The 26,160-nt window shown below is 71.2% G+C and carries 24 protein-coding genes; 16 read left to right on the top strand and 8 right to left on the bottom strand.

Annotated features, from left to right (window positions below):
• Together infB and rbfA are read left to right on the top strand one after the other, a co-directional pair.
• On the top strand, window positions 1-2,001 hold a 2,001-nt coding region (gene infB, locus QM611_RS09675), incomplete at its 5' end, for a translation initiation factor IF-2 (RefSeq protein ID WP_415079707.1).
• A gap of 52 nt (window positions 2,002-2,053) precedes the next feature.
• Entirely contained in the window at window positions 2,054-2,485 is a 432-nt protein-coding gene (gene rbfA, locus QM611_RS09670) for a 30S ribosome-binding factor RbfA (protein WP_415079706.1), read from the top strand.
• A gap of 398 nt (window positions 2,486-2,883) precedes the next feature.
• Here the strand turns inward: rbfA and QM611_RS09665 are convergent, their stop codons facing one another.
• Window positions 2,884-3,798, bottom strand: a complete 915-nt coding sequence (locus QM611_RS09665) for a pseudouridine-5'-phosphate glycosidase (RefSeq protein ID WP_415079705.1) — start codon at window positions 3,796-3,798, stop codon at window positions 2,884-2,886.
• 181 nt (window positions 3,799-3,979) lie between these two features.
• On the bottom strand, window positions 3,980-4,858 hold the full coding sequence (locus QM611_RS09660; RefSeq protein ID WP_415079704.1) for an A/G-specific adenine glycosylase: 879 nt from the start codon (window positions 4,856-4,858) through the stop codon (window positions 3,980-3,982).
• Between the two features lie 23 nt (window positions 4,859-4,881).
• Here QM611_RS09660 and QM611_RS09655 point away from each other — a divergent pair, with 23 nt between their 5' ends.
• Genes QM611_RS09655 through QM611_RS09645 form a run of 3 tightly spaced genes read left to right on the top strand, consistent with a single transcriptional unit; the run spans window position 4,882 to window position 6,910 of the window.
• The gene (locus QM611_RS09655) at window positions 4,882-5,565 is read left to right on the top strand and encodes a uridine kinase (protein ID WP_415079703.1); all 684 of its coding nucleotides are present in this window, start codon (window positions 4,882-4,884) and stop codon (window positions 5,563-5,565) included.
• A complete protein-coding gene (gene truB / locus QM611_RS09650) occupies window positions 5,565-6,545 on the top strand; it encodes a tRNA pseudouridine(55) synthase TruB (RefSeq protein WP_415079702.1) in 981 nt (326 codons plus the stop codon). The genes QM611_RS09655 and truB overlap by 1 nt, the downstream gene beginning before the upstream one ends.
• Window positions 6,542-6,910 carry a hypothetical protein gene (locus tag QM611_RS09645; RefSeq protein WP_415079701.1) on the top strand — a complete coding sequence of 123 codons (369 nt, stop codon included), beginning with the start codon at window positions 6,542-6,544 and terminating at the stop codon, window positions 6,908-6,910. Before truB ends, QM611_RS09645 begins: the two co-directional genes overlap by 4 nt.
• 13 nt (window positions 6,911-6,923) lie before the next feature.
• On the opposite strand, the gene QM611_RS09640 is transcribed toward QM611_RS09645, so the two are convergent.
• A complete protein-coding gene (locus QM611_RS09640) occupies window positions 6,924-8,123 on the bottom strand; it encodes an SH3 domain-containing protein (protein WP_415079700.1) in 1,200 nt (399 codons plus the stop codon).
• A gap of 155 nt (window positions 8,124-8,278) precedes the next feature.
• Between QM611_RS09640 and QM611_RS09635 the strand changes: the two genes are divergently transcribed.
• Genes QM611_RS09635 through QM611_RS09615 form a run of 5 tightly spaced genes read left to right on the top strand, consistent with a single transcriptional unit; the run spans window position 8,279 to window position 13,038 of the window.
• Window positions 8,279-8,719, top strand: a complete 441-nt coding sequence (locus QM611_RS09635) for a hypothetical protein (protein ID WP_415079699.1) — start codon at window positions 8,279-8,281, stop codon at window positions 8,717-8,719.
• Window positions 8,716-9,672 (top strand): bifunctional riboflavin kinase/FAD synthetase, encoded by a 957-nt coding sequence (locus QM611_RS09630; RefSeq protein WP_415079698.1) that lies wholly within the window; start codon window positions 8,716-8,718, stop codon window positions 9,670-9,672. Before QM611_RS09635 ends, QM611_RS09630 begins: the two co-directional genes overlap by 4 nt.
• A 46-nt stretch (window positions 9,673-9,718) precedes the next feature.
• Window positions 9,719-10,726: a deoxyribose-phosphate aldolase gene (gene deoC / locus QM611_RS09625; RefSeq protein WP_415079697.1), complete on the top strand. Its 1,008-nt coding sequence runs from the start codon at window positions 9,719-9,721 to the stop codon at window positions 10,724-10,726.
• A 9-nt stretch (window positions 10,727-10,735) separates the two neighbouring features.
• Window positions 10,736-12,178 (top strand): aldehyde dehydrogenase family protein, encoded by a 1,443-nt coding sequence (locus tag QM611_RS09620; RefSeq protein ID WP_415079696.1) that lies wholly within the window; start codon window positions 10,736-10,738, stop codon window positions 12,176-12,178.
• On the top strand, window positions 12,175-13,038 hold the full coding sequence (locus QM611_RS09615; protein WP_415079695.1) for an aldehyde dehydrogenase family protein: 864 nt from the start codon (window positions 12,175-12,177) through the stop codon (window positions 13,036-13,038). The genes QM611_RS09620 and QM611_RS09615 overlap by 4 nt, the downstream gene beginning before the upstream one ends.
• A gap of 14 nt (window positions 13,039-13,052) precedes the next feature.
• On the opposite strand, the gene QM611_RS09610 is transcribed toward QM611_RS09615, so the two are convergent.
• Window positions 13,053-13,763 carry an NRDE family protein gene (locus tag QM611_RS09610; RefSeq protein WP_415079694.1) on the bottom strand — a complete coding sequence of 237 codons (711 nt, stop codon included), beginning with the start codon at window positions 13,761-13,763 and terminating at the stop codon, window positions 13,053-13,055.
• Window positions 13,764-13,804: 41 nt separating this feature from the next.
• Between QM611_RS09610 and coaBC the strand changes: the two genes are divergently transcribed.
• Both coaBC and QM611_RS09600 read left to right on the top strand, forming a co-directional pair.
• Window positions 13,805-15,112 (top strand): bifunctional phosphopantothenoylcysteine decarboxylase/phosphopantothenate--cysteine ligase CoaBC, encoded by a 1,308-nt coding sequence (gene coaBC, locus QM611_RS09605; RefSeq protein ID WP_415079693.1) that lies wholly within the window; start codon window positions 13,805-13,807, stop codon window positions 15,110-15,112.
• A gap of 233 nt (window positions 15,113-15,345) precedes the next feature.
• The gene (locus tag QM611_RS09600) at window positions 15,346-17,496 is read left to right on the top strand and encodes a DEAD/DEAH box helicase (RefSeq protein WP_415079692.1); all 2,151 of its coding nucleotides are present in this window, start codon (window positions 15,346-15,348) and stop codon (window positions 17,494-17,496) included.
• A gap of 13 nt (window positions 17,497-17,509) precedes the next feature.
• Here QM611_RS09600 and QM611_RS09595 read toward each other — a convergent pair whose 3' ends face one another.
• Entirely contained in the window at window positions 17,510-18,022 is a 513-nt protein-coding gene (locus tag QM611_RS09595) for a hypothetical protein (protein ID WP_415079691.1), read from the bottom strand.
• Between the two features lie 108 nt (window positions 18,023-18,130).
• Between QM611_RS09595 and QM611_RS09590 the strand changes: the two genes are divergently transcribed.
• Entirely contained in the window at window positions 18,131-19,159 is a 1,029-nt protein-coding gene (locus QM611_RS09590) for an ATP-dependent 6-phosphofructokinase (RefSeq protein WP_415079690.1), read from the top strand.
• Between the two features lie 109 nt (window positions 19,160-19,268).
• On the opposite strand, the gene QM611_RS09585 is transcribed toward QM611_RS09590, so the two are convergent.
• Together QM611_RS09585 and QM611_RS09580 are read right to left on the bottom strand one after the other, a co-directional pair.
• The gene (locus tag QM611_RS09585) at window positions 19,269-20,153 is read right to left on the bottom strand and encodes an endonuclease domain-containing protein (protein ID WP_415079689.1); all 885 of its coding nucleotides are present in this window, start codon (window positions 20,151-20,153) and stop codon (window positions 19,269-19,271) included.
• Between the two features lie 342 nt (window positions 20,154-20,495).
• Window positions 20,496-22,610 carry a S9 family peptidase gene (locus QM611_RS09580; protein ID WP_415079688.1) on the bottom strand — a complete coding sequence of 705 codons (2,115 nt, stop codon included), beginning with the start codon at window positions 22,608-22,610 and terminating at the stop codon, window positions 20,496-20,498.
• A gap of 177 nt (window positions 22,611-22,787) precedes the next feature.
• Between QM611_RS09580 and QM611_RS09575 the strand changes: the two genes are divergently transcribed.
• From QM611_RS09575 to QM611_RS09565, 3 genes are all read left to right on the top strand, one after another.
• Entirely contained in the window at window positions 22,788-24,086 is a 1,299-nt protein-coding gene (locus QM611_RS09575; protein WP_415079687.1) for an inorganic phosphate transporter, read from the top strand.
• Window positions 24,083-24,415 (top strand): peptidase, encoded by a 333-nt coding sequence (locus QM611_RS09570; RefSeq protein WP_415079686.1) that lies wholly within the window; start codon window positions 24,083-24,085, stop codon window positions 24,413-24,415. Before QM611_RS09575 ends, QM611_RS09570 begins: the two co-directional genes overlap by 4 nt.
• Before the next feature lie 76 nt (window positions 24,416-24,491).
• A complete protein-coding gene (locus QM611_RS09565; RefSeq protein WP_415079685.1) occupies window positions 24,492-25,409 on the top strand; it encodes a phosphodiesterase in 918 nt (305 codons plus the stop codon).
• Between the two features lie 5 nt (window positions 25,410-25,414).
• Here QM611_RS09565 and QM611_RS09560 read toward each other — a convergent pair.
• Window positions 25,415-26,160 (bottom strand): fumarylacetoacetate hydrolase family protein (locus tag QM611_RS09560; RefSeq protein WP_415079684.1); only part of this gene is annotated, 746 nt, incomplete at its 5' end.

Genomic DNA, 26,160 nt, shown 5'->3' with positions numbered 1-26,160 from the left:
GGGTTCGCCGGCCGTCCCGGCGGTGGCGGCCGCGGCCGCGGCCCCGGCGGTGGCACGGCCGGCGCGTTCGGCAAGGGCGGCGGCAAGTCCAAGCAGCGCAAGTCGCGCAGGGCGAAGCGCCAAGAGTTCGAAATGAGGGACGCCCCGGTCGTCGGCGGCGTCAACGTCCAGAAGGGCAACGGCGAGATCATCCGCCTCCGCCGCGGCGCGTCGATCTCCGACTTCGCCGACAAGCTCGAGGCGATCCGCGGCTACACCGTGCAGCCGGGAACACTTGTCACCATCCTCTTCAACCTCGGCGAGATGGCGACGGCGACCGAGTCGCTCGACGAGGCGACCTTCGAGGTGCTCGGCGCCGAGCTCGGCTACAAGATCCAGATGGTCTCGCCCGAGGACGAGGACAAGGAGCTGCTGGAGGGCTTCGGCCTCGACCTGGAGAAGGAGCTGGAGGACGAAAACGAGGACGACCTCGAGATCCGTCCGCCTGTGGTCACCGTGATGGGCCACGTCGACCACGGAAAGACGCGACTGCTCGACGCCATCCGCCAGACCAACGTCGTGGCGGGCGAGGCCGGCGGCATCACCCAGCACATCGGCGCCTACCAGGTGTGGACCGAGCACGAGGGCATCGAGCGCGCCATCACCTTCATCGACACCCCGGGCCACGAGGCGTTCACCGCCATGCGCGCCCGCGGCGCCCAGGTCACCGACATCGCGATCCTCGTGGTCGCGGCCGACGACGGCATCATGCCCCAGACCGTGGAGGCGCTGAACCACGCGCAAGCGGCGAACGTGCCGATCGTGGTCGCCGTCAACAAGGTCGACAAGCCCGAGGCCAACCCGGCCAAGGTGCGCCAGCAACTGACCGAGTACGGCCTGGTCGCCGAGGAGTACGGCGGCGACGTCATGTTCGTCGACGTCTCCGCGCGCCAGGGCACCAACATCCAGGAGCTGTTGGATGCGGTTCTGCTGACCGCCGACGCCGGGCTCGACCTCACGGCGAACCCCAACAAGGCGGCGCGTGGCGTCGCGATCGAGGCGAAGCTCGACAAGGGCCGCGGCTCGGTGGCGACGGTGCTCATCCAGTCCGGCACTCTCCGGGTGGGCGACGCGATCGTCGCGGGCACGGCCTACGGGCGCGTGCGCGCGATGGTCGACGAGAACGGCGAAGCCGTCGAGGAGGCCTACCCGTCGCGTCCCGTGCAGGTGCAGGGGTTGAACTCCGTCCCGCGCGCGGGCGACACGTTCATCGTCACCGACGAGGACCGGATGGCTCGCCAGATCGCCGAGAAGCGCGAGGCAGCCGAGCGCAATGCGCAGCTGGCGAAGGCCCGCAAGCGCATCTCGCTCGAAGACTTCACGCGCGCTCTTGAGGAGGGCAAGGTCGAGTCGCTCAACCTCATCATCAAGGGCGACGTGTCCGGCGCCGTCGAGGCGCTGGAGGAGTCGCTGCTGAAGATCGAGGTGGACGAGTCGGTGCAGCTGCGGATCATCCACCGCGGCGTCGGCGCGATCACCGAGTCGGATGTGAACCTCGCGACGATCGACAACGCGATCGTCATCGGGTTCAACGTCCGCCCCGACGCGAAGGCGCGCGAGCGCGCGTCGCGCGAGGGCGTCGACATCCGCTTCTACTCGGTCATCTACAACGCGATCGACGACGTCGAGCAGTCGCTCACGGGCATGCTCAAACCGGAATACGAAGAGGTGCAGTCGGGCGTCGCCGAGATCCGCGAGGTGTTCCGCTCCTCGAAGTTCGGCAACATCGCGGGTGTCATCGTCCGCTCGGGCACGATCACGCGCAACGCGAAGGCGCGCGTGATCCGCGACGGAGTGGTGATCGCCGACGGCCTGGCGATCGAGTCGTTGCGTCGGTTCAAGGACGACGTCACCGAGGTCAAGACCGACTTCGAGTGCGGTATCGGCCTGGGCAAGTACAACGACATCCAGGTCGGCGACGAGATCGAGACGACCGAGCTCGTCGAGAAGCCGCGCGGCTGACCAGGCGGCCGCCCCGTTCGCGGGGCGGCCGGAGCCTGGAAGGGAGAGGGAAATGGGCAACGAACGACAGGCGCGGCTGGCTGACCGCATCCGTGTCCTCATCGCCGAGCGGCTCGAGAAAGGGCTGCGCGACCCGCGGCTCGGCTTCGTCACGATCACCGATGTGCGGGTGACGGGCGACCTGCAGCACGCCTCGGTGTTCTACACCGTGCTCGGCACGGAGGAGGAGCGGGCGGGAACCGCCGAGGCGCTGAAGTCTGCGACCGGGATGCTGCGCAGCGACGTGGGCAAGAAGCTCGGCGTCCGGCTCACCCCGACGCTCGAGTTCATCCCCGACGCGATTCCGGAGAACGCCGACCACATCGCGGCGCTGCTGCGCGAAGCGCGCGAGCGCGACGAGGCCGTGGCCGGCCTCGCGTCGACGGCGTCGTATGCCGGCGACGCCGACCCGTACGTCAAGCCACGCGAGGCCGACGACCAGTAGCACCCGGCACACTCCGGGAATGCCGTCGAACGCGGGGTCGAACGACGCGATCGTCTCGATGCCGTAGGCAAGCGCGGTCGCCGCGTGCACGGCATCCCGCCCGCGCGCGTGCGTCCGCTCGATGAGCTCGAGCGCAGGCATGACCTGCACATGCATGTGCAGGAATCGTCGTGCCGCGCCGGGCGCCAGCAGTGGGCGAGCCGCACGAGCAGTGCCGGCGGCGGCGCATTCCTCCGCGCCGCGAGACCCGCTTTGCGCGCCGATACCCGCGATGCGCGGCGAGACGCGGCGTCAGGAGGCGAGTGTCGGCGCGCGAGAGGGGTCTCGGCGCGCAAAGCGGGTATCGGCGTCCACGGTCACGCCGCGCCGGGCGCCGCGCCGGGCGTCAGCAGTGGGCGTCAGCAGCGGGCGCTCAGCGCCGCCGCGATCCGCGCGCCGAGTGCCACGTTGCCGCGGTACACGGCGACATTGACGTCGAGGCTGCGGCCGCCGGTCTCGCGCTGGATGTAGTCGAGCAGGAACGGCGTCGTGTCGTGCCCGGAGACACCCTCGGCCTCGGCCGCGGCCAATGCCTTCGCGAGGATCTCGGCGTGCAAGCCGACCGGCAGCTGCTCGGACTCCGGCACGGGGTTGGCGACCAGCACCGCCGTGCGCAGGCCGAGCGCGTCGCGGGCGGCAGCGACGGCGGCGACCTCCTCCGGGCTCGACACCGCATAGTCGACGTCGTAGCCCGAGTCGGCGATGTAGAAGCCGGGGTAGTCGGTCGTGCCGTAGCCGAGCACGGTCAGCCCCAGCGTCTCGAGGCGCTCGAGCGTGAGCGGGATGTCGAGGATCGACTTGACGCCGGCGCTGACCAGCACGATCGGCAGTTCGGCGAGCGCGGGCAGGTCGGCCGACTCGTCGAACGTGCGCTGCGCCTCGCGGTGGACGCCACCGAGCCCGCCGGTCGAGAACACGCGCACGCCCGCGCGCTGCGCGAGGTAGGCGGTGGCGGCGACGGTTGTGCCCCCGCTCAACTCCTTCGCGAACAGCACCGGCAGATCCCGCACGCTCGCCTTCACGACGGCGGGGTCGGCGGAGAGCCGCTGGAGGTCGGCCTCGCTCAGCCCGACCGTGGCGACCCCGTCCACGACGCCGATCGTGGCGGGAACCGCCCCCAGCTCGCGCACGATGCGCTCGGCCTCGAGGCCGACCTCGAGGTTGCGCGGGCGCGGCAGCCCGTGCGTGATGATCGTCGACTCGAGGGCGAGCACCGGCCGCCCGGCCGCGACGGCCTCGGCGACCTCGGGGGAGACGCGGAACGATTCGGGCATGGGGGAACTCCTCGGGAAGTCGGTGGTGTCCACGATAAACGCGGGCGCCGGTCGCGATGACGGCGTGCGCCAGATCAGGGGATTTCGCGCAGTCAGGACGTGTGCTGCCGGATCGCCCTGAGCCCGCGAAATCAGGAGATTCGGCGAAGCCGGCACGTGCGGGGGGTCGGACGGGCCGAGGTCACACGGGCAGGCGCAGCATCCCGTCCGACGCCTCCGCCAGGCCGTCGGCGATGAGCGAGTCGATCGCGCGGTCGCGCTGCCTCGCGTCGGGCCAGCCCGCGATCACGTCGTCGATTGCGACAGCATGCGCGTCGGTGTGCCGCAGCGCGCGCAGCACGGCTCCGCGCGCTTGGCGGTCGCTGCCCTCGTAGGGCGCCTGCCGCCTGCGCTCGTCGCCGGTGTCGGGGTAGCCGGCCGCGCGCCACGCGCACGCCGACGCGATCGGGCATGCCTCGCAGCGCGGCGCGCGGGCCGTGCACACGACGGCGCCGAGCTCCATCGTGGCGGCGTTCAGCACAGCGGCTTGTGCGAGATCCTCCGGCAGCAACGCCGCCATCGCGGCCAGGTCGCGCGGCGACGGCGGCCCCGGCTGCGAGCACCCGTCGACCGCGCGCGCCAGCACGCGGCGGGTGTTCGTGTCGACGACGGGATGGCGGTCGCCGTAGGCGAACACCGCGACGGCGCGGGCGGTGTAGTCGCCGATGCCGGTCAGCGCCAGCAGTGCGTCGACGTCGCGCGGCACGACCCCGCCGTGGCGGTCGCGCACCTCGACGGCGGCGCGGTGCAGCCACAGCGCGCGGCGCGGGTAGCCGAGGTTCGCCCACTGCCGCACGGCCTCGGCCGGCGGCTCGGCGGCGAGGTCGGCGGGCGTGGGCCAGCGGCCGAGCCACGCGTCCAGGTGCGGGATGACGCGGGCCACCGGCGTCTGCTGCAGCATGAACTCGCTCACCAGCACGCCCCACGCTCCGAACCGGGCGCGGAAGCCGGCCCGCCGCCACGGCAGATCGCGCGCGTTCGCCCGGTACCACGCGATCAGCGTCGCGGCGATCTCGGGCATGGGGCCCAGCCTAAGCTGATGCCATGCGACTGCCCGTCACGCCTGTCACGACCCTGTGGCGCGCGCTTCGCGACGAGGTGCGGCGCGAGTACCGGGCCGGCCGCGTCGTCGTCGCGGTGGACGGCATCGACGGAGCGGGCAAGACGACCTTCGCCGACGGACTCGCCGAGGCGTTCGCCGAGGACGGCGTCGCGGTGTGCCGCGCCAGCATCGACGACTTCCATCGGCCGCGAGCTGAGCGCTATGCGCGCGGCCGAGGATCCGCCGAGGGCTACTACGCCGACTCGTACGACTACGCCGCCTTCCGCCGCGTGCTGGTCGACCCGTTCCGCGCGGGCGCGCAGACGTCGGCGACGGGCTTCCAGCTCGCGGTGTTCGACGTCGCCCGCGACGCGCCGATCGAGGCCCAGTGGGCCACCGCGCCCCGTGACGCCGTGCTGATCGTGGACGGAGTCTTCCTGCACCGACCCGGCCTGCGCGGCCTGTGGGACTGGTCGGTGTGGCTCGACGTGCCGTTCCAAACCGCGTACGCGCGCATGGCGCTGCGCGACGGCTGCGACGCCGACCCCCGCGCCGCGGCGAACCGCCGCTACTACGCGGGCCAGCAGCTCTACCTGCGCGACGCGCAGCCTGTGGCGGCCGCCTCTGCGGTCGTCGACAACGCCGACGTGGCACGCCCGCGCCGCGTGCGCCGCGAGGCGGCCTGATGGCGGCCTCCGGCATCCTGCTCGTCGACAAGCCGGGCGGCGTGACATCCCACGACGTCGTCGCGCGCGCCCGCCGCGCGCTCGGCACACGCAAGATCGGCCACGCCGGCACGCTCGATCCGATGGCGACCGGCCTGCTCGTGCTCGGCGTGGAGGGCGCGACGCGCCTGCTCACCTACTTCGTCGGCCTCGACAAGACGTACGAGGCGACGATCCGGCTCGGCGTCGCGACCACGACCGACGACGCCGACGGGGAGGAGACGGAGCGAGCGGATGCCGCGGCGCTCGCCGCCGTCACCCCGCAGCGCGTCGCCGCCGGCGTCGCGGCGCTCACCGGCCGCATCCGCCAAGTGCCCAGCACCGTGTCGGCGATCAAGGTCGACGGCCGCCGCGCCTACGACCGCGCTCGCGCGGGGGAGGAGGTGGTCCTCAAGGCGAGGGAGGTCACGGTGTCGCGATTCGACGTGGTGGCGCAGCGCCCTTCGACCCTTCGGCAAGCTCAGGGCGGCGCAGGCCACGCTCAGGGCGGCGCAGGCCACGCTCAGGGCGGCGCAGGCCACGCTCAGGGCGGCGCAGGTGCTGGCGGGCTCGACCTCGACGTCGTGGTGGATTGCTCGAGCGGCACCTACATCCGCGCCCTCGCGCGCGATCTCGGCGCAGCCCTCGGAGTGGGCGGACACCTCACGGCACTGCGCCGCACGCGCGTCGGCCCGCTGCGCGTGGAGGACGCAGCGCCGGACGTCGCCGCGGCATCCCTGCTCTCGCCCGCGGTCGTTGCGGCCTCGGTGCTCGGGCGACTGGATGTCGCCGAGCCCGAAGCCCGAGACCTCCGGCATGGCAAGCGGCTCGTCGGCGCCGCCGGTCGGCTGTCGGCGCCGCAGGCCGCCGCGATCGCGCCGGACGGCGAGCTCGTCGGCATCGTCGAGCGCCGCGGCGACGACCTCAAAAGCGCGATGAACATGCCGGGAGGACTCGAATGATCCTGTGGTTCACCTACGTCCAGGTGGCCGTCGCCGCCGCCACCGGAATCCTGTGCGTCGCGCTGGGGCTCGCCGGCCGGCGGCCGAGCGATCTCACGGTGGGGGCGATGGGGCTCGTGGAGTTGTTGCTCGTCGCGCAGGTCGTCGTCTCGATCATCGCGCCTCTCGCAGGCAATCCGCCCACCGGGAGTCTGCTGGAGTTCTGGGTGTACCTCGTCTCCGCCGTGCTGCTGCCGGTGGCCGGCGTCGCGTGGGCGCTGGTCGAGCGCAGTCGCTGGAGCACGGTGATCATGGGCATCGCCGCCCTGGCGATCGCGGTGATGGCGTGGCGAATGCAGGTGATCTGGACGGTCCAGCTCGCCTGAGGCGCCCCGGCTGCTACTTCAGCTTCTTGAGGTAGTTCTTGTGCATCCACCCGGTCGTGTCGTTGTACGTGACCTTGCGCCACACGCCGTTCTTCGCCTGCACCGAGCCGATGTAGGCGCCCTTCGGAATGACGAGGAGGATCTTGCCGCTCAGAGAAGGCTTCTTGCGCAAGTTGACGGCGCTCTTGGCGGTGTAGACGGTGGGCGGAGACTGCAGGTAGTCCTTGTGCATCCAGCCGGTCTTGCCCAGGTACGTGACCTTGCGCCAGTCGCCGTGGGTCGCCTTCACCTTGCTCAGGCTGGCGCCCTTCGGGATCACGACGATGATCTTGCCCTTGAGCGACGGCTTCTTGCGCAGGTTCACGTAGTCTTTCGCGGTGTTCGCGGGCGTGAGCGCGGCCAGCGACACAACCGTCGGCTTGACCGGCGTCACCAGCGGCCACGACACCCAGCCCCGTTGCTCGCCGATCTTCACCGGCAGGAAGCCGTTCTTGCGCTGCCCCGGCACGTGGACCATCGGCGTGCCCTTGGGCAGGACGCTCAGGATCGGACTCGACGTCGACGCTCCGGTGCGGAAGTTCACCTTCGTGGCGGTGTAGTACGTGCATGTCGCCGGCGCCTTCTGCGCGGTCACGGCGCGCGCCTCCTTGCGGATGTTCACTCCGCGCTTCTTGAGGAACTTGTACGGGTTCACCGACACGTTGCCGCTGGAGGTCACCTTCCAGATCTCGAGGTGCAGGTGCGGCCCGCCGGACACGCCGCTGTTGCCGACCTCGGAGATGCGCTGGCCGGCCTTCACGATCTGCCCGACCTTGACCCGCGTCGTCGCCTTCCAGATGTGGTAGTACCGCGAGATGTACTTGGTGCTGCCGATGGTGTGGCGCACGTCGATGTAGCCCGCTTGCGCGGAGCTGCCGTTCACCGTGGCCGTCACCTTCCCGGCCGCGATCGAGTAGATCCCCGATCCGCTCGAGGCCGCGAGATCCTCGCCGAGGTGCCACGTCGACGCGCCGCGCAGCGGGATGCAGCGCGGGCCGTAGAACGACACGACGGTGTACGAGGCTTTCAGCGGGTTTCGGAACGTTGTGGCCTCTGGCGCGGCGGCGATGTGCACCGCGGTCGGGCTGGAGGCGGTGGCCGGCGCCGGGGCGCCGGCGAGGACGACAGCGACAGCGACGGGCACAGTGAGAAGGAGCGAACGGATCGAGCGCATGTGGGGACGGCTTCCTGTCGATTCGGTCGGAGTGGCGTGAGTCCGACCTGTGAATATTGTCATTTATCGGTGTGTCTGTCTACTTCTGAGGCAAATGTGGCATATGAGGCCGAAGATCAGAGGCGGCCGTGCGGACGATCTAGGATTGACGGGTCATGACTGCCCGCACCCGCTCCCCCCGCCGGATGACCGGCATCGGCCGCGTCCTCGTGATCGTCTACGGGATCATGGCGCTGGCCGCGACCGGCCGCTCGTTCGTGCAGATCGCGCAGCGCTTCGACGAGGCTCCGCTCGCGTACTCGCTGTCCGCGGTGTCGGCGGTCGTGTACATCCTCGCCACGCTCGCGCTCGTGTTCGCGGGCTCGCGCGCGTGGTACGCCGTCGCCGGGGTCGCGATCGTGTTCGAGCTGGTCGGCGTCCTCGTCGTCGGCACGCTCTCTTTCGCGCTGCCCGCCCTTTTCGCCCACCCCACCGTGTGGTCGTGGTTCGGCATGGGCTACCTGTTCATTCCCCTGGTGCTGCCCTTCCTCGGGCTGTGGTGGCTCGCCCGCCACAAGCCGGCCGCCGACGCGCACGGCTCCGCGGCGGCGTCGTGATCGTCTTCCGCGACCCCGCCGAGGTTCCGGCCGACTTCGGCCCGTCGGTCGTCGCGATCGGCAAGTTCGACGGTGTGCACGCCGGGCATCGCGCGGTGATCCAGCGCGCCCGGGTCGACGCGGCCACCGGCGCGAAGGTCGTCGCGGTGACCTTCGACCGCAACCCGCTCAGCGTCTTGCGGCCGGAGATGTGCCCGGCGAGCCTGCTCGGGGCGACCCAGAAGCTGCAGCTGCTCGCGGAGACCGGCGTCGACGCCACGCTGATGCTCCGCTTCGACGAGCGTCTTGCGACGCTGACGCCGCGCGAGTTCGTGGAGACGGTGCTGGTGCGCGCGCTCTCGGCCCGCACCGTGCTGGTGGGCAGCGACTTCCGCTTCGGCCGCGGCGGCGCCGGCACGCCCGGCACGCTGCGCGAGCTGGGAACCGAGCTGGGTTTTCGCGTGGACGTCGTCGACGACGTGCGCGCGATCGACACCGACCGGCGCGTGTCGTCGACGTGGATCCGAGAGCTGCTGGCCGCGGGCGACGTCGAGACAGCGCTCAAGCTGCTCGGCCGCCCCGCGTCGGTGTGGGGCGAGGTCGTGCCCGGCCAGCGCCGTGGACGCGAGCTGGGCTTCCCGACGGCGAACCTGACCCCGGGCCTGGAGGGATTCGTCCCCGCCGACGGCGTCTACGCGGGGTGGCTCGTGGACGAGGGCTCCGCCGACGGACTCCGGTCCGGCACCCGCTACCCAGCGGCGATCAGCGTCGGAACCAACCCGACCTTCGACGACGTCGCCGAGCGGGTCGTCGAGGCGCACGTGCTCGACGAGGCCGACCTCGACCTGTACGGCCACCTTGTCGAAGTGCAGTTCGTGCAGCGCATCCGCGACATGGCGGCGTTCGAGGGCGTCGAGGCGCTCACGCGGCAGATCGCGGAGGATGTCGCGCGCGTGCGCAGCGCGCTGGCGTGACCGGACCGCGTCGCCCGCGCTGCGCCGGGCGGAATACCATCGAATGATGACCTCCACCGATCTCACGACCCTGCGCAGCCGCGCGGTCGAGCTGCTGGGCGGCGAGCCGGACGACATCACGCTCGGGCGGTACCTGCACGGACTGCCCGGGGTCGACGCCGTCGGCCTCGAGCAGCGCGCCGCGTCGCTTGGCACGCGCTCGATCAAGACGACGTCGAAGGCGTGGGCGCTCGACAAGATCATCTCGCTCGTCGACCTGACGACGCTGGAAGGCGCCGACACGCCCGGCAAAGTGCGGTCGCTGGCAGCGAAGGCGCTCGTGCCGGACGCCTCCGACCCGACGTGCCCGCGCGTGGCCGCCGTGTGCGTGTACGGCGACATGGTCCCGCACGCCGTCGAGGCGCTCGGCGCGGCGCACGGCGACCCCGACGACAAGCTCGTCTCGGTCGCCGCGGTGGCCACGGCGTTTCCGAGCGGTCGCGCCTCGCTCGAGGTGAAGCTGCGCGACACCGCGGAGGCGGTCGCCGACGGCGCCGACGAGATCGACATGGTGATCGACCGCGGCGCTTTCCTCGCCGGCCGGTACGGGCTCGTGTTCGACCAGATCGCGCGGGTGAAGGATGCCTGCCGCCGGCCGGACGGGTCGTCCGCCTCGCTGAAGGTCATTTTGGAGACCGGCGAGCTGGGCACGTACGACAACGTCAAGCGCGCGTCGTGGCTCGCCATCCTCGCCGGCGGAGACTTCATCAAGACGTCGACGGGCAAGGTGCAGCCGGCCGCGACGCTGCCGGTGACGCTGCTCATGCTCGAGGTCGTGCGCGACTGGCGCCGTGCGACCGGGGAGCGGATCGGAGTGAAGCCGGCAGGCGGCATCCGCACCTCGAAAGACGCCATCAAATACCTCGTCGCCGTCGCCGAGACGGTGGGCGAGGAGTGGCTGCAGCCGCACCTGTTCCGCTTCGGCGCGTCGAGCCTCGTCAACGACGTGCTGCTGCAGCGGCAGAAGCTGACGACCGGGCACTACTCCGGCGCCGACTACGTGACGATCGATTGAGGCACTGACATGAGCTTCCTGGAGTACGCACCCGCGCCGGAGTCGCGCGCCATCCTGAACCTCCGCGACGAGTACGGCCTGTTCATCGACGGCGCCTTCGTTGCGGGGTCGGGCACGCCGTTCACGACGATCTCGCCCGCCGACGAGCGGGCGATCGCGACCATTGCGACCGCCGACGACGGCGACGTCGACCGTGCTGTCGCTGCGGCGCGGCGCGCGCACGACACGGTGTGGTCGCCCATGAGCGGCCGTGACCGCGGCAAGTACTTGTTCCGCATCGCGCGACTCGTGCAAGAGCGCGCGCGAGAGCTGGCCGTGGCGGAGAGCCTCGACAACGGCAAGCCGATCAAAGAGAGCCGGGATGTCGACGTGCCGCTGGTGGCGGCGTGGTTCTTCTACTATGCGGGCTGGGCCGACAAGCTCGACCACGCGGGCCTGGGGGCGGCGCCGCGCTCGCTCGGCGTTGCCGGCCAGGTGATCCCGTGGAACTTCCCGCTGCTCATGCTGGCGTGGAAGATCGCGCCGGCGCTGGCGGCAGGCAACACCGTCGTGCTCAAGCCCGCCGAGACGACGCCGCTGACCGCGCTGCTGTTCGCCGAGATCGTGCAGCAGGCCGACCTGCCGCCCGGAGTCGTGAACATCGTCACCGGCGCGGGCGCGACCGGCGCGGCCGTGGTGCGGCACCCGGATGTCGACAAGGTCGCCTTCACCGGGTCGACGGGCGTCGGCCGCGAGATCGCGAAGTCGATCGCCGGCACCGACAAGCGGCTCACGCTCGAGCTCGGCGGCAAGGCGGCGAACATCGTCTTCGACGACGCGCCGATCGACCAGGCGATTGAGGGCATCGTCAACGGCATCTTCTTCAACCAGGGCCACGTGTGCTGCGCCGGCAGCCGCCTGCTGGTGCAAGAGAGCGTGCACGACGAGGTCGTCGACCGGCTCAAGACGCGGCTGTCGACGCTGCGGCTGGGCGACCCGCTCGACAAGAACACCGACATCGGGGCGATCAACTCCGCCGCGCAGCTGCAGCGTATCCGCGAGCTCAGCGCCGTCGGCGAGGAAGAGGGCGCCGAGCGGTGGAGCGCCGACTGCGCCATCCCCGAGAACGGGTTCTGGTTCGCGCCGACGATCTTCACCAACGTGCAGGCCAGCCACCGCATCGCCCGCGAGGAGATCTTCGGCCCGGTGCTGTCGGTGCTGACTTTCCGCACCCCGGCGGAGGCCATCGCGAAGGCCAACAACACGCCGTACGGCCTGTCGGCGGGCATCTGGACTGACAAGGGCTCGCGCATCCTCGCCGTCGCCGACAAGCTGCGCGCCGGCGTGGTCTGGGCGAACACGTTCAACCGGTTCGACCCGTCGTCGCCGTTCGGCGGCTACAAGGAGTCGGGCTACGGCCGCGAGGGCGGCCGGCATGGCCTCCTCGCCTACCTGAAGGGAGGCGCGAAATGAGCAAGCGGCTGACCGTGCCCAAGACGTACAAGCTGTTCATCGGCGGCGCGTTCCCGCGCAGCGAGTCGGGCCGCACGTACGAGATCGCCTCCCCGACCGGCGGCTTCCTCGCCAACGCGGCGCTCGCGTCGCGCAAAGACGCGCGGGATGCCGTCACGGCCGCCGTCGGAGCGGGCCCGAAGTGGGCGGGCGCGACGCCGTACAACCGCGGGCAGGTGCTCTACCGCGTGGCCGAGATCCTCGAGGGCCGCCGCCAGCAGTTCGTCGACGAGATCGCTGCGCAGACCGGCGCCAGTGCCGCGGCCGCCGGCGCCGAGGTCGACGAGGCGGTCGACCGCTGGGTCTGGTACGCGGGATGGTGCGACAAGTTCGCTCAGGTGGCGGGCGCGCTCAACCCCGTCGCCGGGCCGTACTTCGACATCTCGGTGCCCGAGCCCACGGGCGTGGTCGGCATCGTGGCTCCGCAAGACACCGCGCTGCTCGGCCTCACGTCGGCGATCGCCCCGGCGCTCGTGTCCGGCAACACCGTCGTGGCCGTGGCATCCGAACGCCACCCGCTGTCGGCGATCAGCCTTGCTGAGGTGCTCGCGACCAGCGACGTGCCCGGCGGCACGGTGAACATCCTCACCGGCTCGCCGGCCGAGATCGCGCCGTGGCTCGCCTCGCATCCCGAGGTGCACGCGCTCGACCTCGTTGGCGCGGGCGATCTGGACTGGGTTGACCTGGAGATCGCCGCCGCCGAGACGCTCACACGCGTGCTGCGGCCCGAGGCGGGGCCGGATGCCGCGAGCCCGAGCCTGCAGCGGATCACGGCGTTCACCGAGACGAAGACCGTCTGGCACACCAAGAGCATGGTCTGAGCCCGCAGGCTGATTCAGAGGGCGAGGTCGTTCCACGCGCCGGGCTCGGCGAGCTCGGCGTAGCGCACCTCGAGCCCGGTGGGCGACACCGTCGCCGCGCACAGCAGGGTCGACAGCGTCGGGTACCCGAACGCGCGGTTGTCGCGGATGATGGTGCGGTCGTCGTCGTGCGACAGCTCTGCCGAGCGGGCGAGGATGCCGAGCCACGGCGCCCACCACCGGTCGCCGTCGAGCACGGCATCCCGGAACTCGCCCAGCCACCGTGCGATGCGCGCCGTGCCCGGGTCGTCGACATCGTCGTGCGCGAGCATGTGCGTTCCCGGCTCCAGCTCCGTGGTGTGCAGGCGCGCGCCGTCCCACACCGTCACCCGCGCGGTCGGGCCGTCGACCTCGACGAGATTGAAGCCGTGCGTCGGCGGCTCGCCCGCCGGCGGCGAGCCGGCCACCGACGTGAGCACGATGCCGCCGCGCGAGACGAGCTCCGACTCGGGGCGGTCGGAGACATCCGCCCGATTCAGCAGCACGGCCAGCCGCCCCGACGCGGGGGCGGCGGCGAGCCATGCGCCGCCCGCCCGCACGTCGCGCACGCCGACGACGCCGGGGTGCGTGTCGGGCCACGACTCGCCGAGGGGCAGCCACGGGCGGCCCGGGTCCTCGTCGCGCACCGCCAGCAGGCGCACTGCGTCGCCTGCCCGGTCGGGAACGCGAATGACCACCGTGCACATCGGCTGGCCTCCTGAGGGCTCGTGCGTGGGAGGATCGGATCGTGTTCGTCGTCGTGGGAGTCACGGGCGGGATCGCCGCCTATAAGACTGTCCACCTGGTGCGCCTGCTGGTGCAGGACGGCCACGCCGTGCACGTCGTCCCTACACAAGACGCTACGCGGTTCGTCGGCATTCCCACGTGGGAGGCGATCAGCCGCAATCCCGTGACGACGTCGGTGCACGATGACGTCGCCAGCGTCCGCCACGTCGCGCTCGGGCAAGCCGCCGATCTCGTCGTCGTGGCGCCGGCGACGGCGAACACGCTGGCGAGGATGGCGGCGGGCATCGCCGACGACCTGCTGGGCACGACGCTGCTCGCCACGACCGCTCCGGTGCTCGTCGCGCCGGCGATGCACAGCGAGATGTGGCAGCATCCCGCGACCCAGCACAACCTGCGGACGCTGCGCTCGCGCGGCGTGCGCGTGGTCGGCCCGGAAGACGGCCCGCTCACCGGCGGCGACAGCGGGCCGGGACGGATGTCGGAGCCCGACGCGATCCTCGAGGCCGCGTACGCGGCGCTCGGCGCCCGGCGCGACCTCACCGGGCTGCGCGTCGTCGTGAGCGCCGGCGGCACGCGCGAGCCGATCGACCCCGTGCGGTACATCGGCAACCGCTCCAGCGGCAAGCAGGGTGTCGCGGTCGCCGTGGCGGCGGCCGAGCGCGGGGCGCGCGTCACCCTTGTCGCGGCGCACATCGAGGCGGACGTGCTCGCCGCGGCCGCCACGCGGCATCCCGCGATCGATGTCGTGACGGCGGGAACGGCCGCCGACCTCGCCGCGGCCGTCTTCTCGGCCGCGGCGGGAGCAGACATCGTCGTGATGGCGGCCGCGGTCGCCGACTATCGGGTGTCGGCGGTCTCGGAGGCGAAGCTGACGAAAGAGTCCGCGCGCCAGGTCCCTGAGCCCGTCGTGTCGGTCCTCGAGCCTGTCGTGCCGGTCCCTGAGCCCGTCGTGCCGGTCCCTGAGCCCGTCGAAGGGCGCACCCTCGAGCTGGTGGAGACCCCCGACATCCTCGCCGCTGTCGTCGCCGGGCGCGCGCCGGGCCAGACGATCGTGGGATTCGCGGCGGAGACGCCCGCCGAGGGCGAGTCGCTCGTCGAGCGCGGCCGGCGCAAGAGGGCGCGCAAGGGCGTGGATCTCCTTGCGGTCAACGCGGTCGGCTGGACGACCGGGTTCGAGCGCGATGACAACGAGCTTGTCATCATCGACTCGGGCGACGACGTCGTCGCCGAGGCGGCCGGCACCAAGCGCGAGGTCGCCGACGCGCTGTGGGACGCGATCGTCGCGGTCAGGAACGCCACCGCTCGGTGAGCGAGGGCCGCAGGCCCGAGACGAAACGCGGCAACGGTTTTGCACTAGAATGGCCGGCGGGGTCCTCTCGCGCGCGATCCGCGTCTCGCAGAAGCGAGCACCAGCGCTCGCGTCGAGCGGACTCCGTGTCCGCAAGCAAAGGGCGCCATCGCGACGGCTCCGTCCGCGGGAGCGCCGCCGCCCTCACCCGGGGGCAGAGCCGGAACCCGCCGGCCCACACGCTCAGGAGGAGCATGCCGACCACCACGGCACCCGCCCGCAAATCCGGCCAGCGACGCAACTCGTCGTCGCGCCGCGACGACGAGGCGCCCATCATCCCGATCCTCGCCCGCAAGGTCCGCGAGGTCGAGGCGAAGGCCCAGCGCGGCAAGCTGGGGCCGACCAACCGCGTCAAGTTCCAGGTCATCGCCTTCCTCGTCCGCGAAGAGCGCGCGCGTGTCAAGGCCGACGACGCGCTGACCGACGCCGCCCGCGCCGAGCTGCTCAAACGCCTCGACGGCGTGGCGACGATCCTCGCCAAGACCGCCGCCCGCGACACGTCGCTCATCCAGCTGCTCGAGGTCGACCAGGCCACCTCGCCGGTCGCCAAGCGCATGCGCCGCGACTGGCTGCTCGAATCCGGGGCAGAGCTCGCGCCCGACGAGCTGATCATCACCGACACGCCCGCCCCGGTCTCGGCCCCGGTCGTGCCCGCCGCGCTGGCGGAGCGACAGGTCACTCCGCCGCAGATCGAGTTCCGCCGCGAGTCGAACCCGTTCCTCGCGCCCGACCTTGCGCTCCGGGCGGCCAAGCAGACGCCTCGCCGCCGACTGGACGGCTGGGAGCTCATGGGCCCGCTGTACAAGGCGTTCGAGACGGGCGCCGGCGGCGGCTCGGCCACGATGGAACTGCCGCCCGTTCCCGAGTTCGACCGCCTCTCGCCCAAGGGGCTCGAGGTCATGCCCCACCAGTCACGCTTCCTCGAGGCCGTGCGCGAAGGGCACCGCACCTTCCTGCTCGCCGACGAGCCGGGCCTGGGAAAGACCGCGGAGTCGGTGCTCGCGGCATCCGTCGCCGGCGCCTATCCGCTGCTGGCGGTCGTGCCCAACGTCGTCAAGATGAACTGGGCCCGCGAGGTCGAGCGCTGGACGCCACAGCGCCGCGCCACCGTCATCCAGGGCGACGGCGACGACATCGACGCGTTCGCCGACGTGTTCATCGTCAATTACGAGATCCTCGACCGGCACTTGTCGTGGCTGGGGTCGATCGGCCTGAAGGGCATGGTCGTCGACGAGGCCCACTTCATCAAGAACCTGACTTCGCAGCGCTCGCAGAACGTGCTGGCTCTGGCATCCCGCATCCGCGAGACCGTCCGCGACCCGCTGCTGCTCGCCCTCACCGGGACCCCGCTCATCAACGACGTCGAGGACTTCGACGCGATCTGGCGCTTCCTCGGCTGGACGGCGCCGACGGGCGACAAGCCCGGCCCCGAGCTCATGGAGAAGCTCGACGGCACCGGCCTCACACCGGCCGACAAGGCGTTCTACCCCGAGGCGCGCGACGCGGTCATCTCGATGGGCATCGTGCGGCGCAAAAAGAAGGATGTCGCAGCCGACCTCCCCGACAAGCTCATCGCCGACCTGCCGGTGCAGCTCGACGACGAGTTCGGCCGGTCGATCCGCGCCGCCGAGCGCGAGCTCGGGCAGCGACTGGCCGCGCGCTATCGTCGCGTCATCGAGGCGCGCGGGCGCGAGACGCACGGGATCGACGACGACATCGTGCGCATGGTGGCCCAGCACGAGCTCGACGAGTCGAAGAACGCCGCCGCCGCCGAGAACGTGTTCACGATGGTGCGCAGGATCGGCCAGGCCAAGGCGCTGCTCGCGGCCGACTACGCGGCGCAACTGCAGCGCTCGGTCGGCAAGGTCGTGTTCTTCGCGAAGCACATCGACGTCATGGACCAGGCGGAGGCGCACTTCGCCGAGTCCGGCCTGCGCACCGTGTCGATCCGCGGCGACCAGACCACGCCCGCCCGCCAGGAGGCGATCGACGCGTTCAACAACGACCCCGAGGTCGCGATCGCGGTGTGCTCGCTGACTGCCGCCGGCGTGGGCCTGAACATGCAGGCGTCGTCGAACGTCGTGCTCGCCGAGCTGTCTTGGACGGCGGCCGAGCAGACGCAGGCGATCGACCGCGTGCACCGCATCGGACAGGACGAGCCGGTCACGGCGTGGCGCATCATCGCCGCGCACACGATCGACACGAAGATCGCCGAGCTCATCGACTCGAAGCAGGGGCTCGCGGCGCGGGCCCTGGACGGCGAGGCCACAGACCCCGAGTCGAGCGACTCTGTTCAGCTGTCGGCGCTGATGCACCTGCTGCGCGAGGCGCTCGGCGGCCAGTGACGGCCGCGCCGCCTCACCAGTGCGCGTCCTCGCACCCGCAGAACGGGTCGAACGACACGAACACCATCGGGACCTCCGGGATGCCGTGCGGCGCGTTGCTGCCCATCAGCGGCGACCACGTGGTGCGGTTGGTCGGCCCGAAGCTCACTTGCCGGATCGCGGCGACGTACAGCACGAGGTCGTACTGCTCTTTCGTCTGCGCGACCGTGAGCCCGAACTCGCCCTGCATGGCCGCGTCGAGGTCGTCGCGGTCGGGGTACGGGAACACGGTGGCCTGGAACCCGCGGTCGTTCAGCCTCTTGGCCAGCCGGTCGCTCGCTGGCGAGGCGCGTCCCGGGATGCCGAGCGGGTAGATGAGGACGCGCGGCGTCTTGTCGAGGCTCAGCGGGAGGGCGCCGTCGAGATCCTTGACGAGCGTCACCGCCTCGCGGGCGCACTCGGTGCTCTCGACCCAGGCCACAGCGCCCGCGTCGAGGTTGAATGGTGCGGCGGTGAGATCGATCGCCGCGTCGGTGGCTATGCTCATTGACTCAACGTACCGACGCCGCGCGTCGCGCTGCCCGCTGGCAGCACGACGGCATCGGCACTAGTGTCGGGTGAGTCCCGCGACATCCCCCCAACAGCAAGGACACTCATGAAGATCGGCATCCTCACCAGCGGTGGCGACTGCCCCGGGCTGAACGCCGTCATCCGCGGCGCGGTGCTCAAGGGCACGACCGTGCACGGGCTGGAGTTCGTCGGCATCCGCGGCGGCTGGCGAGGCGTCGTCGACGGCGACTTCTTCCCGCTCACCCGGCACGAGGTGAGGGGGCTCGCCAAGATCGGCGGCACGATTCTGGGCACGAGCCGCACCAACCCGTACGAGGGTCCGCGCGGGGGCGCCGAGAACATCGTCAAAACTTTCGAGCGGCATCGCATCGACGGCATCATCGCGATCGGCGGCGAGGGCACGCTGGCCGCGGCCGACCGCCTGTCGAAAGACGGCATCAACGTGATCGGCGTGCCGAAAACCATCGACAACGACCTGCGCGCCACCGATTACGCGTTCGGGTTCGACACCGCTGTCAACATCGCGACCGACGCCATGGACCGCCTGCGCACGACCGGCGACTCGCACCAGCGCTGCATGGTCGCCGAGGTCATGGGCCGCCATGTGGGCTGGATCGCACTGCACGCGGGCATGGCGGCCGGCGCCCACGCGATCTGCATTCCCGAGGTGCCGATGTCGATCGACGAGATCTGCCAGCTCGTCACGCGTGCTCACGACCGTGGTCGCGCCCCGCTCGTCGTGGTCTCCGAGGGGTTCACGCTCAAGGGGATGGACGAGGCGTACAGCGACAAGGGGCTGGATGCCTTCAACCGCCCGAGGCTGGGCGGCATCAGCGAGGTGCTCGCGCCGGAGATCGAGCGCATCACCGGTATCGAGACCCGCGCGACGGTGCTCGGCCACATCCAGCGCGGCGGCTCGCCGGCGGGCTTTGACCGCGTGCTGGCGACCCGGCTGGGCCTGGCCGCGGCCGACTCGGTCGTCGACGGCTCGTGGGGGTGCATGGTGGCGCTGAAGGGCACCGACATGGTGCGCGTGCCGTTCGCCGAAGCGCTCGGCGAGCTCAACACGGTGCCTCTTGCCCGCTACGAGGAGGCGGCGGCGCTGTTCGGGTGAGCCGGCCGCGTTTACCCGGATCAGGAGATTCAGGTGAGCCGCGTTGCCCAGATCAGGACATTCGGCGTGGTCAGGACATTTCGTCGCAGATCGGCCTGACTGCGCGAAATCACCTGATCTGGGGAACGGGCCGGCGGTGCAGCCCCTGCGCCATGGCCGTCAGGATCGTCTGCAGCACCTGCTCCGGTTCGAACAGAAGCTGGTAGTAGTCGAACCGCAGCACGACGTAGCCGAGCATCACCAGCCGCGCGTCGGCGGCAATGTCTCGCCGTCGGTCCGCGGCGGAGCTGTGGTAGGCGAAGCCGTCGGTCTGCACGACCAGCGAGTCGCCGATCAGCCCGTCGACGGGGCGGCCGTCGATCACGATCTGCTGGCGGACGGTGATCCCGGCACGCCTCATGAGGTCCGCGAAGTGGGTCTCCAGCCCCGAGTCGGAGAGGGAGGATGCGACCGCGGCCAGGGCCGCGGCATCCGAACTGCGCCAAGCCACGCGCGGCAGCATCCCGGCATCGACCACTCCCGCCCGGATGGCGGACTCCCACACCGCCAGGGCGTCCGCGCGCGTGAGGCAATGGGCGACGTGGAAGAGCACATTCAGCGGATGCTCTTCGACCGCGTTGCGGCCCACCGGTGCGGGCGCCGCGCCCCAGTGCAGCCGCAAGCCGTCGGCGTCGAACCGCGAGGCGTTGCCCCGCACCGCGACGTGCAGCCGCTCGTGCGCGGGAACCCACAGGCCATGGATTTCGGCCTCGCTGACGCACGTGAGTCGTCCGCCGACGGATGCGGCCTGCCGGCGGCGTGGATCGCAGTCCGTCGAGACGATCCACGATCGTCGGACGCGCTCGAGCATGCCGGCCTTGACCGCGAGCCTGATGTCGTAGGCGGTGAAGCCCGCGGCACGCAGGTCGGAGCTGTGCGCCACACCGAGATGGGTGCGCATCCACGTTTCGAGGGAGTTCACGCGCCGGTTCAGCAGGATTGGTGAGCTCGTCATGGCCCCCAGCGTGCCGTCATCACAGGGGGCGTGGATGCCGTCGGGGCGAATCCGTGGAGAACTCCCGCGCCGGCGCCCCTGTGCAGGAACAGGCTGCGCGGAACGAAGCATCCCAGCTCAGGAGATTCGGCGCGCCGCGCGTGCGCATGCCACGCGGTTCGAGCGAGTCGCGTTGACCCAGTTCAGGGGGTTCGGGTAAGCCGCGTTACCCAGATCAGGATATTTCGCGCAGTCAGGACGATCCGCGACGAAACGTCCTGACCCCGCGAAATCACCTGATCTGGGCAAAGCGGGGCGGGGCAAAGCGGGGGCGGGGCAAAGCGGGGCAGAGCCGGCGGCCGGTCAGGCCTGTGCGACGCCGAGCACGTCGAGCAGCCATGCCAGCTCGAACGCGCGCTCCTTCCACGAGTTGTAGCGCCCGCTCACGCCGCCGTGCCCGGCGACCATCTCGCACTTGAGCAGGGCGTCGGCGCCCACTTCGCGCAGCCGCGCCACCCACTTGGCGGGCTCGACGTACAGCACGCGCGTGTCGTTGAGCGAGGTCACCGCGAGAATCCGCGGGTACGCGGCGTCCGTCCGCACGTTCTCGTAAGGGCTGTACGACTTCATGTACGCGTAGACGTCGGCGTCGTGGAGCGGGTCGCCCCACTCGTCCCACTCGATCACCGTCAGCGGCAGCGACGGGTCGAGGATCGTCGTGAGCGCGTCGACGAACGGGACGCCCGCGAGGATGCCGGCGAACAGCTCTGGCGCGAGGTTGGCCACCGCGCCCATCAGCAGCCCGCCCGCCGAGCCGCCCTCCGCGACCAACTGGGCGGGGGTCGTGTAGCCGGCCTCGACGAGGTGGCGCGCGCAGTCCACGAAGTCGGTGAAGGTGTTGCGCTTGTTGAGCAGCTTGCCGTCCTCGTACCACTGCCGGCCCAGCTCCCCGCCGCCGCGGACGTGCGCGACCGCGAACACCACGCCGCGGTCGAGCTCTGACAGCCGTGGCACCGAGAAGCCCGGCTCGATCGAGTGCTCGTACGATCCGTAGCCGTACAGGTGCAGGGGCCGCGGCGACTCGCCGGCGTCGCCGAACGACCTCTTCCACACGAGCGAGATCGGCACTCGCGCGCCGTCGCGCGCCGTCGCCCACACCCGTGCTTGCGCGTAGTCGGCCGCCTCGTAGCCGCCCAGTACCGGCTGGCGCTTGCGCAGGTGCAGCTCGCGCGAGGCGACGTCGTAGTCGTAGACCGTGCCGGGAGTCACGAACGAGGCGTACCCCAGGCGGATCAGCGGGGGAGCCCACTCCGGGTTGCCGCTGGCGCCGACCGCGTACAGCGGCTCGTCGAACTCGAGCTCGCGCACCTCGCCGGAGGAGTAGGAGAGGATGCCGGTGCGCGCCAGCCCGTCCCGCCGGTAGTCGAGCACCGCCCAGTCGCGGAAGCAGTCGACACCCAGCAGCCGTCGCCCCGGCGTGTGCGCGACGAGCACGCGGCGCTCGCCCTGCGGGTCGGCGGCGTCGACCTCGACCAGCTCGAAGTCGAGGGCGCCGTCGTTGTGCAGCACCAGCAACACGTCGCGCTCGTCGACGACCGCGTGGTCGACCGAGTACTCCACGCTCTCGCGGCGCGGCCACACCACGCGCGGTGCGGCAGACAGGTCGGATGCCGGCACGAGCAGCACTTCCGACGTGATCGACGAGCCCAGCGCGATCTCGAGGTAAGCGCCGCTGCGGGTGAATCCGCCACCGAGCCAGAACCGCTCGTCCGGCTCGTGGAACAGTGGCGTGTCGTCGTCTACCGGAGTGCCCACGACGTGCCGCCACAGGGTGTCGGGCCGCCACGCGTCGTCGACGGTCGTGTAGACGATCGAGGCGCCGTCGGGCGAGAACTCCGCGCCGGAGAACGTGCCGGGGATGACATCGGGCAGCTGCTCGCCGGTTGAGAGGTCGCGCACGCGCACCGTGTAGCGCTCGTCGCCGGCGACATCCACTCCGTACAGCAGGCGCGTGCCGTCGCGGGACACGTCGAACGAGCCGAGCGCGAAGAAGTCGTGGCCTTCGGCCTCGACGTTGCCGTCGAGCAGCACCTGCTCGCCTGCGACCTCGGTGTGCGGCGACAACACGGGCGGCGTCCAGTCGTCGGGGGAGGCGATCGGGGCCCGGCACTGGATGCCGTACTGACTGCCCTCCACGGTGCGCCCGTAATACCACCAGTCGCCGCGCCGGGTCGGCACCGACAGGTCGGTCTCGAGCGTGCGGCCCTTGATCTCCTGGAAGACGCGCTCGCGCAGCTCTCCCAAGTGGGCGGCGCGCGCGTCCGTGTACGCGTTCTCCGCCTCGAGGTGCGCGATGACCGCCTCGTCGTCCTTCGCGCGGAGCCACTCGTACGGGTCGTCGAACGCGTCGCCGTGGTGGACGCGCGTGTGCGCGCGGCGCTGAGCGATCGGCGCCGGGGTCGTCTGGGGGGATGCCACGAGTCAACCGTAATCGAGGCGCGCATTTTCGCGGCCGCCGCGGGGTTACGCGCACGCGCGCGAGTGTGCGAGGATCGTTCCAGCCGGTTGCCGGTTCATGAAAGCTCGGTGAACTGTTCGTTCGCGACGCCGATTCCGTCGGCCCCTCCCTTCTCTGCGCATTCAGGAAAGCGAACGGTGGAAACAGCAACCCTGATCGTCGTGCTGGTCATCGTGCTGGCGCTGTTCTTCGACTTCACCAATGGGTTCCACGACACCGCGAACGCGATGGCGACCCCCATCGCGACCGGCGCGTTGAAGCCGAAGGTCGCGGTGCTGCTGGCGGCCGGACTGAACCTCGTCGGCGCCTTCTTGTCGACCGAGGTGTCCAAGACGATCTCGCACGGCATCATCCGCGAAGACCAGATCAGCCCGCCCGACTTCCTGCCGCTCATCTTCGCCGGGCTCATCGGCGCGATCACGTGGAACATGCTGACGTGGCTGCTCGGCCTGCCCTCCAGTTCGTCGCACGCGCTGTTCGGGGGGCTCATCGGAGCCGCGCTCGTCGGCGTCGGGGTGCTCGCGATCGACTTCGGCCAGGTGCTCAGCAAGGTCGTCCTCCCGGCGCTCATCGCGCCGTTCACGGCGGGCGTCATCGCCTTCGCGGCGACCCGGTTCGCCTACCTGCTCACCCGCCGCTACGACAACAAGCCGGACGGCCGCGACGGGTTCCGCTGGGGCCAGATCTTCACGTCGTCGCTCGTCGCGCTCGCGCACGGCACCAACGACGCGCAGAAGACGATGGGCGTCATCACGCTCGCGCTCATCATGGCCGGGTGGCAGGACTCGTCGCACGCCGACCCGTACTTCTGGGTGATCCTCGCGTGCGCGTGCACGATCGCGCTCGGCACCTACATGGGCGGATGGCGCATCATCCGCACGCTCGGGAAGGGCCTCACCGACGTCAAGCCCGCGCAGGGGTTCTCGGCCGAGACCGCCACGGCCTCGACGATCCTCGCCTCCAGCGTGTTCGGGTTCGCCCTGTCGACGACGCAGGTGGCCTCGGGCTCGGTCATCGGATCCGGCCTCGGTCGACGCGGCTCGAAGGTGCGCTGGCGCACCGTCGGGCGCATCGCGATCGGGTGGATCCTCACCCTGCCGGCTGCGGGCGGAGTGGGCGCGGGCGCGGCGCTGGTCGTCGTGTGGCTCGGGACGTGGGGAGTCCTCATCGACGCCGTGCTCGCTGTCGCCGTCATCGTCGGGCTGTTCCTCTACTCCCGCCGCAGCCACGTCGACGCGAGCAACGCGATGAGCGAGGTCGCCGACTCGGGCCATGCCGTGCGGGTCAAGCTCAACCCGCCGCCCACGCGCCGCCAGCGCCGCATCATGCGCGAGGAAGAGGCCCGCCGCAAGGCCGACGCGAAAGCGAAAGCCCGCGTCGCCGCGCGCCGCGAGGCCGAGGAGTGGGCGCGCACCGACCGGGAGGGCAAGCGATGATCGAGATCGACTGGCTCGCGTTCCTCGAGGTGTTCGCGGCGGCCCTGGCAGCATCCCTCCTCGTCGTCGGCTTCTACGCGATCGCGGTGCGGCTGCTCGTGCGCGCGGGGCGCGTGCCGGTCGCGCCGCCGGCGGAGTTCACCGACGCGATCACGATCATCACCGAGAAAGAGGCCAAGCGGGCCGAGAAGGCCGCCGCGAAGGCGGCGAGGAAGAGCCCGCTCACCGACGGGCAGAAGATGCTCGCCCAGTACGGCGCCTACGCGTCGTTCGGCATGTGCGGCGTCGCGGTGCTCGCCGGCATCGCGCTTATCGTCCTCGGGCGCTGACGCGGCGCGCACCCCGCGCCCGCCGAGGGCGAGCGCGCGCCGAGCCCGGGTCGGCGCCGGGACGTAGTCTGTGGGCATGCCCGCACCGTCGTCGCCTGTGCAGTTCGGCCAGTACCCGCCCGCGCGCCACGTCATCGTGCACGTGAGCGACACGCACCTGCTCGAAGGCAACCGCCCGCTCGGTGGACGGTTCGACACCGCGGGCAACCTCGGCAAGACCCTCGACGCGATCGCGCGCACCGGAATCCGACCCTCCGCGATCCTCTTCACCGGCGACCTGGCAGACCTCGGCGAGCCCGCCGCCTACCGTGCGCTCCGCGCCGCCGTCGATCCCGTCGCGCAGCGGCTCGGGGCGCCGGTGGTGTGGGTCGCCGGCAATCACGACGAGCGGCCCGAGCTGCGCCGCGACCTGCTCGGGCTCGAGCCGACACAAGAGCCCGTCACCAGCGTGCACGACCTCGACGGGCTGCGGCTCATCGCGCTCGACACGAGCGTGCCCGGCTGGCACCACGGCGAGCTCGGCGACGACCAACTCGCGTGGCTGAGCGATGTGCTCTCCGAGCCGGCGCCGCACGGCACGCTGCTGGCCATGCACCATCCGCCGCTGCCCAGCCATCTTCCGCTGTTCGACATCCTCGAACTGCGCGACCAGCCCGCACTCGCGGAGGCGATCGCGGGCTCCGACGTGCGCGGCATCCTCGCCGGACATCTGCACTATTCCACGAGCGGAATGTTCGCGGGAGTTCCGGTCAGCGTCGCCGCGGCCACGTGCTACACGATGGACATCTCGCAGCCCGCCGTGGAGGTCAACGGCATGGACGCGGGCCAGTCGTTCCACCTCGTGCACGTGTACGACGACACCGTCACGCACGCCGTCGTGCCCGTCGTCGACGCCGAGACGGGCGACTATTTCTCGGCCGAGTGGGTGGAGCGGATGGCGGCGCTCACCCCGCGGGAGCGGCTGGAGGCGTTCTCGCGCAAGCCCGGGCGGTAGTTGCGTCAGTCGAGGATGCGGCAGTGCGTCGTCAGCTCTCCGAGCCCGTCGATGCCGACCGTCACGGTCGAGCGGTCGCGCAGGAAGATCTGCGGGTCGCGCGAATAGCCGGCGCCGCCCGGGCTGCCGGTGGAGATGAGCGTGCCCGGCAGCAGCGTCGCCGAGCCGGACAGATGCGCGATCAGCGTCGCCACCGGCCGCACCATCTGCGCGGTCGAGGCGTCTTGCACCGTCTGGCCGTCGACGACCGCCCAGATGTGCAGGTCTTGCGGGTCGGGCACCTCGTCGGCGGTGACCACGAACGGGCCGGTCGGGGTGAATCCGTCGAACGACTTGCAGCGCGACCACTGCGCCTCGGAGTACTGGATGTCGCGCGCCGTGATGTCGTTGACGACGGTGTAGCCCCACACGTGGCCGAGCGCGTCGGCGGGCGCGACATCCTTCGCGGGCGTGCCGATGATCACGCCGAGCTCTGCCTCGTAGTCGATGGCCTCGCTGAGCGAGCGCGGCCACGACGTCGTCTGGCCGTGCCCGGCGAGCGAGTTCGGCCACAGCACGAACACCGTCGGCGTCGAGTCGGCCTTCAGGCCCAATTCGCCGGAGTGCGCGGCGTAGTTCAGTCCGACGGCGAGGACGACAGGCGGTGCGAGGCACGCGGACGAGAACACCAGGGAGGAGAGGGGATGCCGCGGCGCGCCGCGGCCGGCGGCGACGGCCGCGCGCAGCTCGTCCAGCGCGGCGTCGCCGCCGG

It is taken from the genome of Microbacterium sp., assembly GCF_047606685.1.
In the GTDB taxonomy this organism is placed as follows: domain Bacteria; phylum Actinomycetota; class Actinomycetes; order Actinomycetales; family Microbacteriaceae; genus Microbacterium.
The sequence above is the reverse complement of the archived record's forward strand: the minus strand, read 5'-3'. Positions and strand labels throughout refer to the sequence as shown.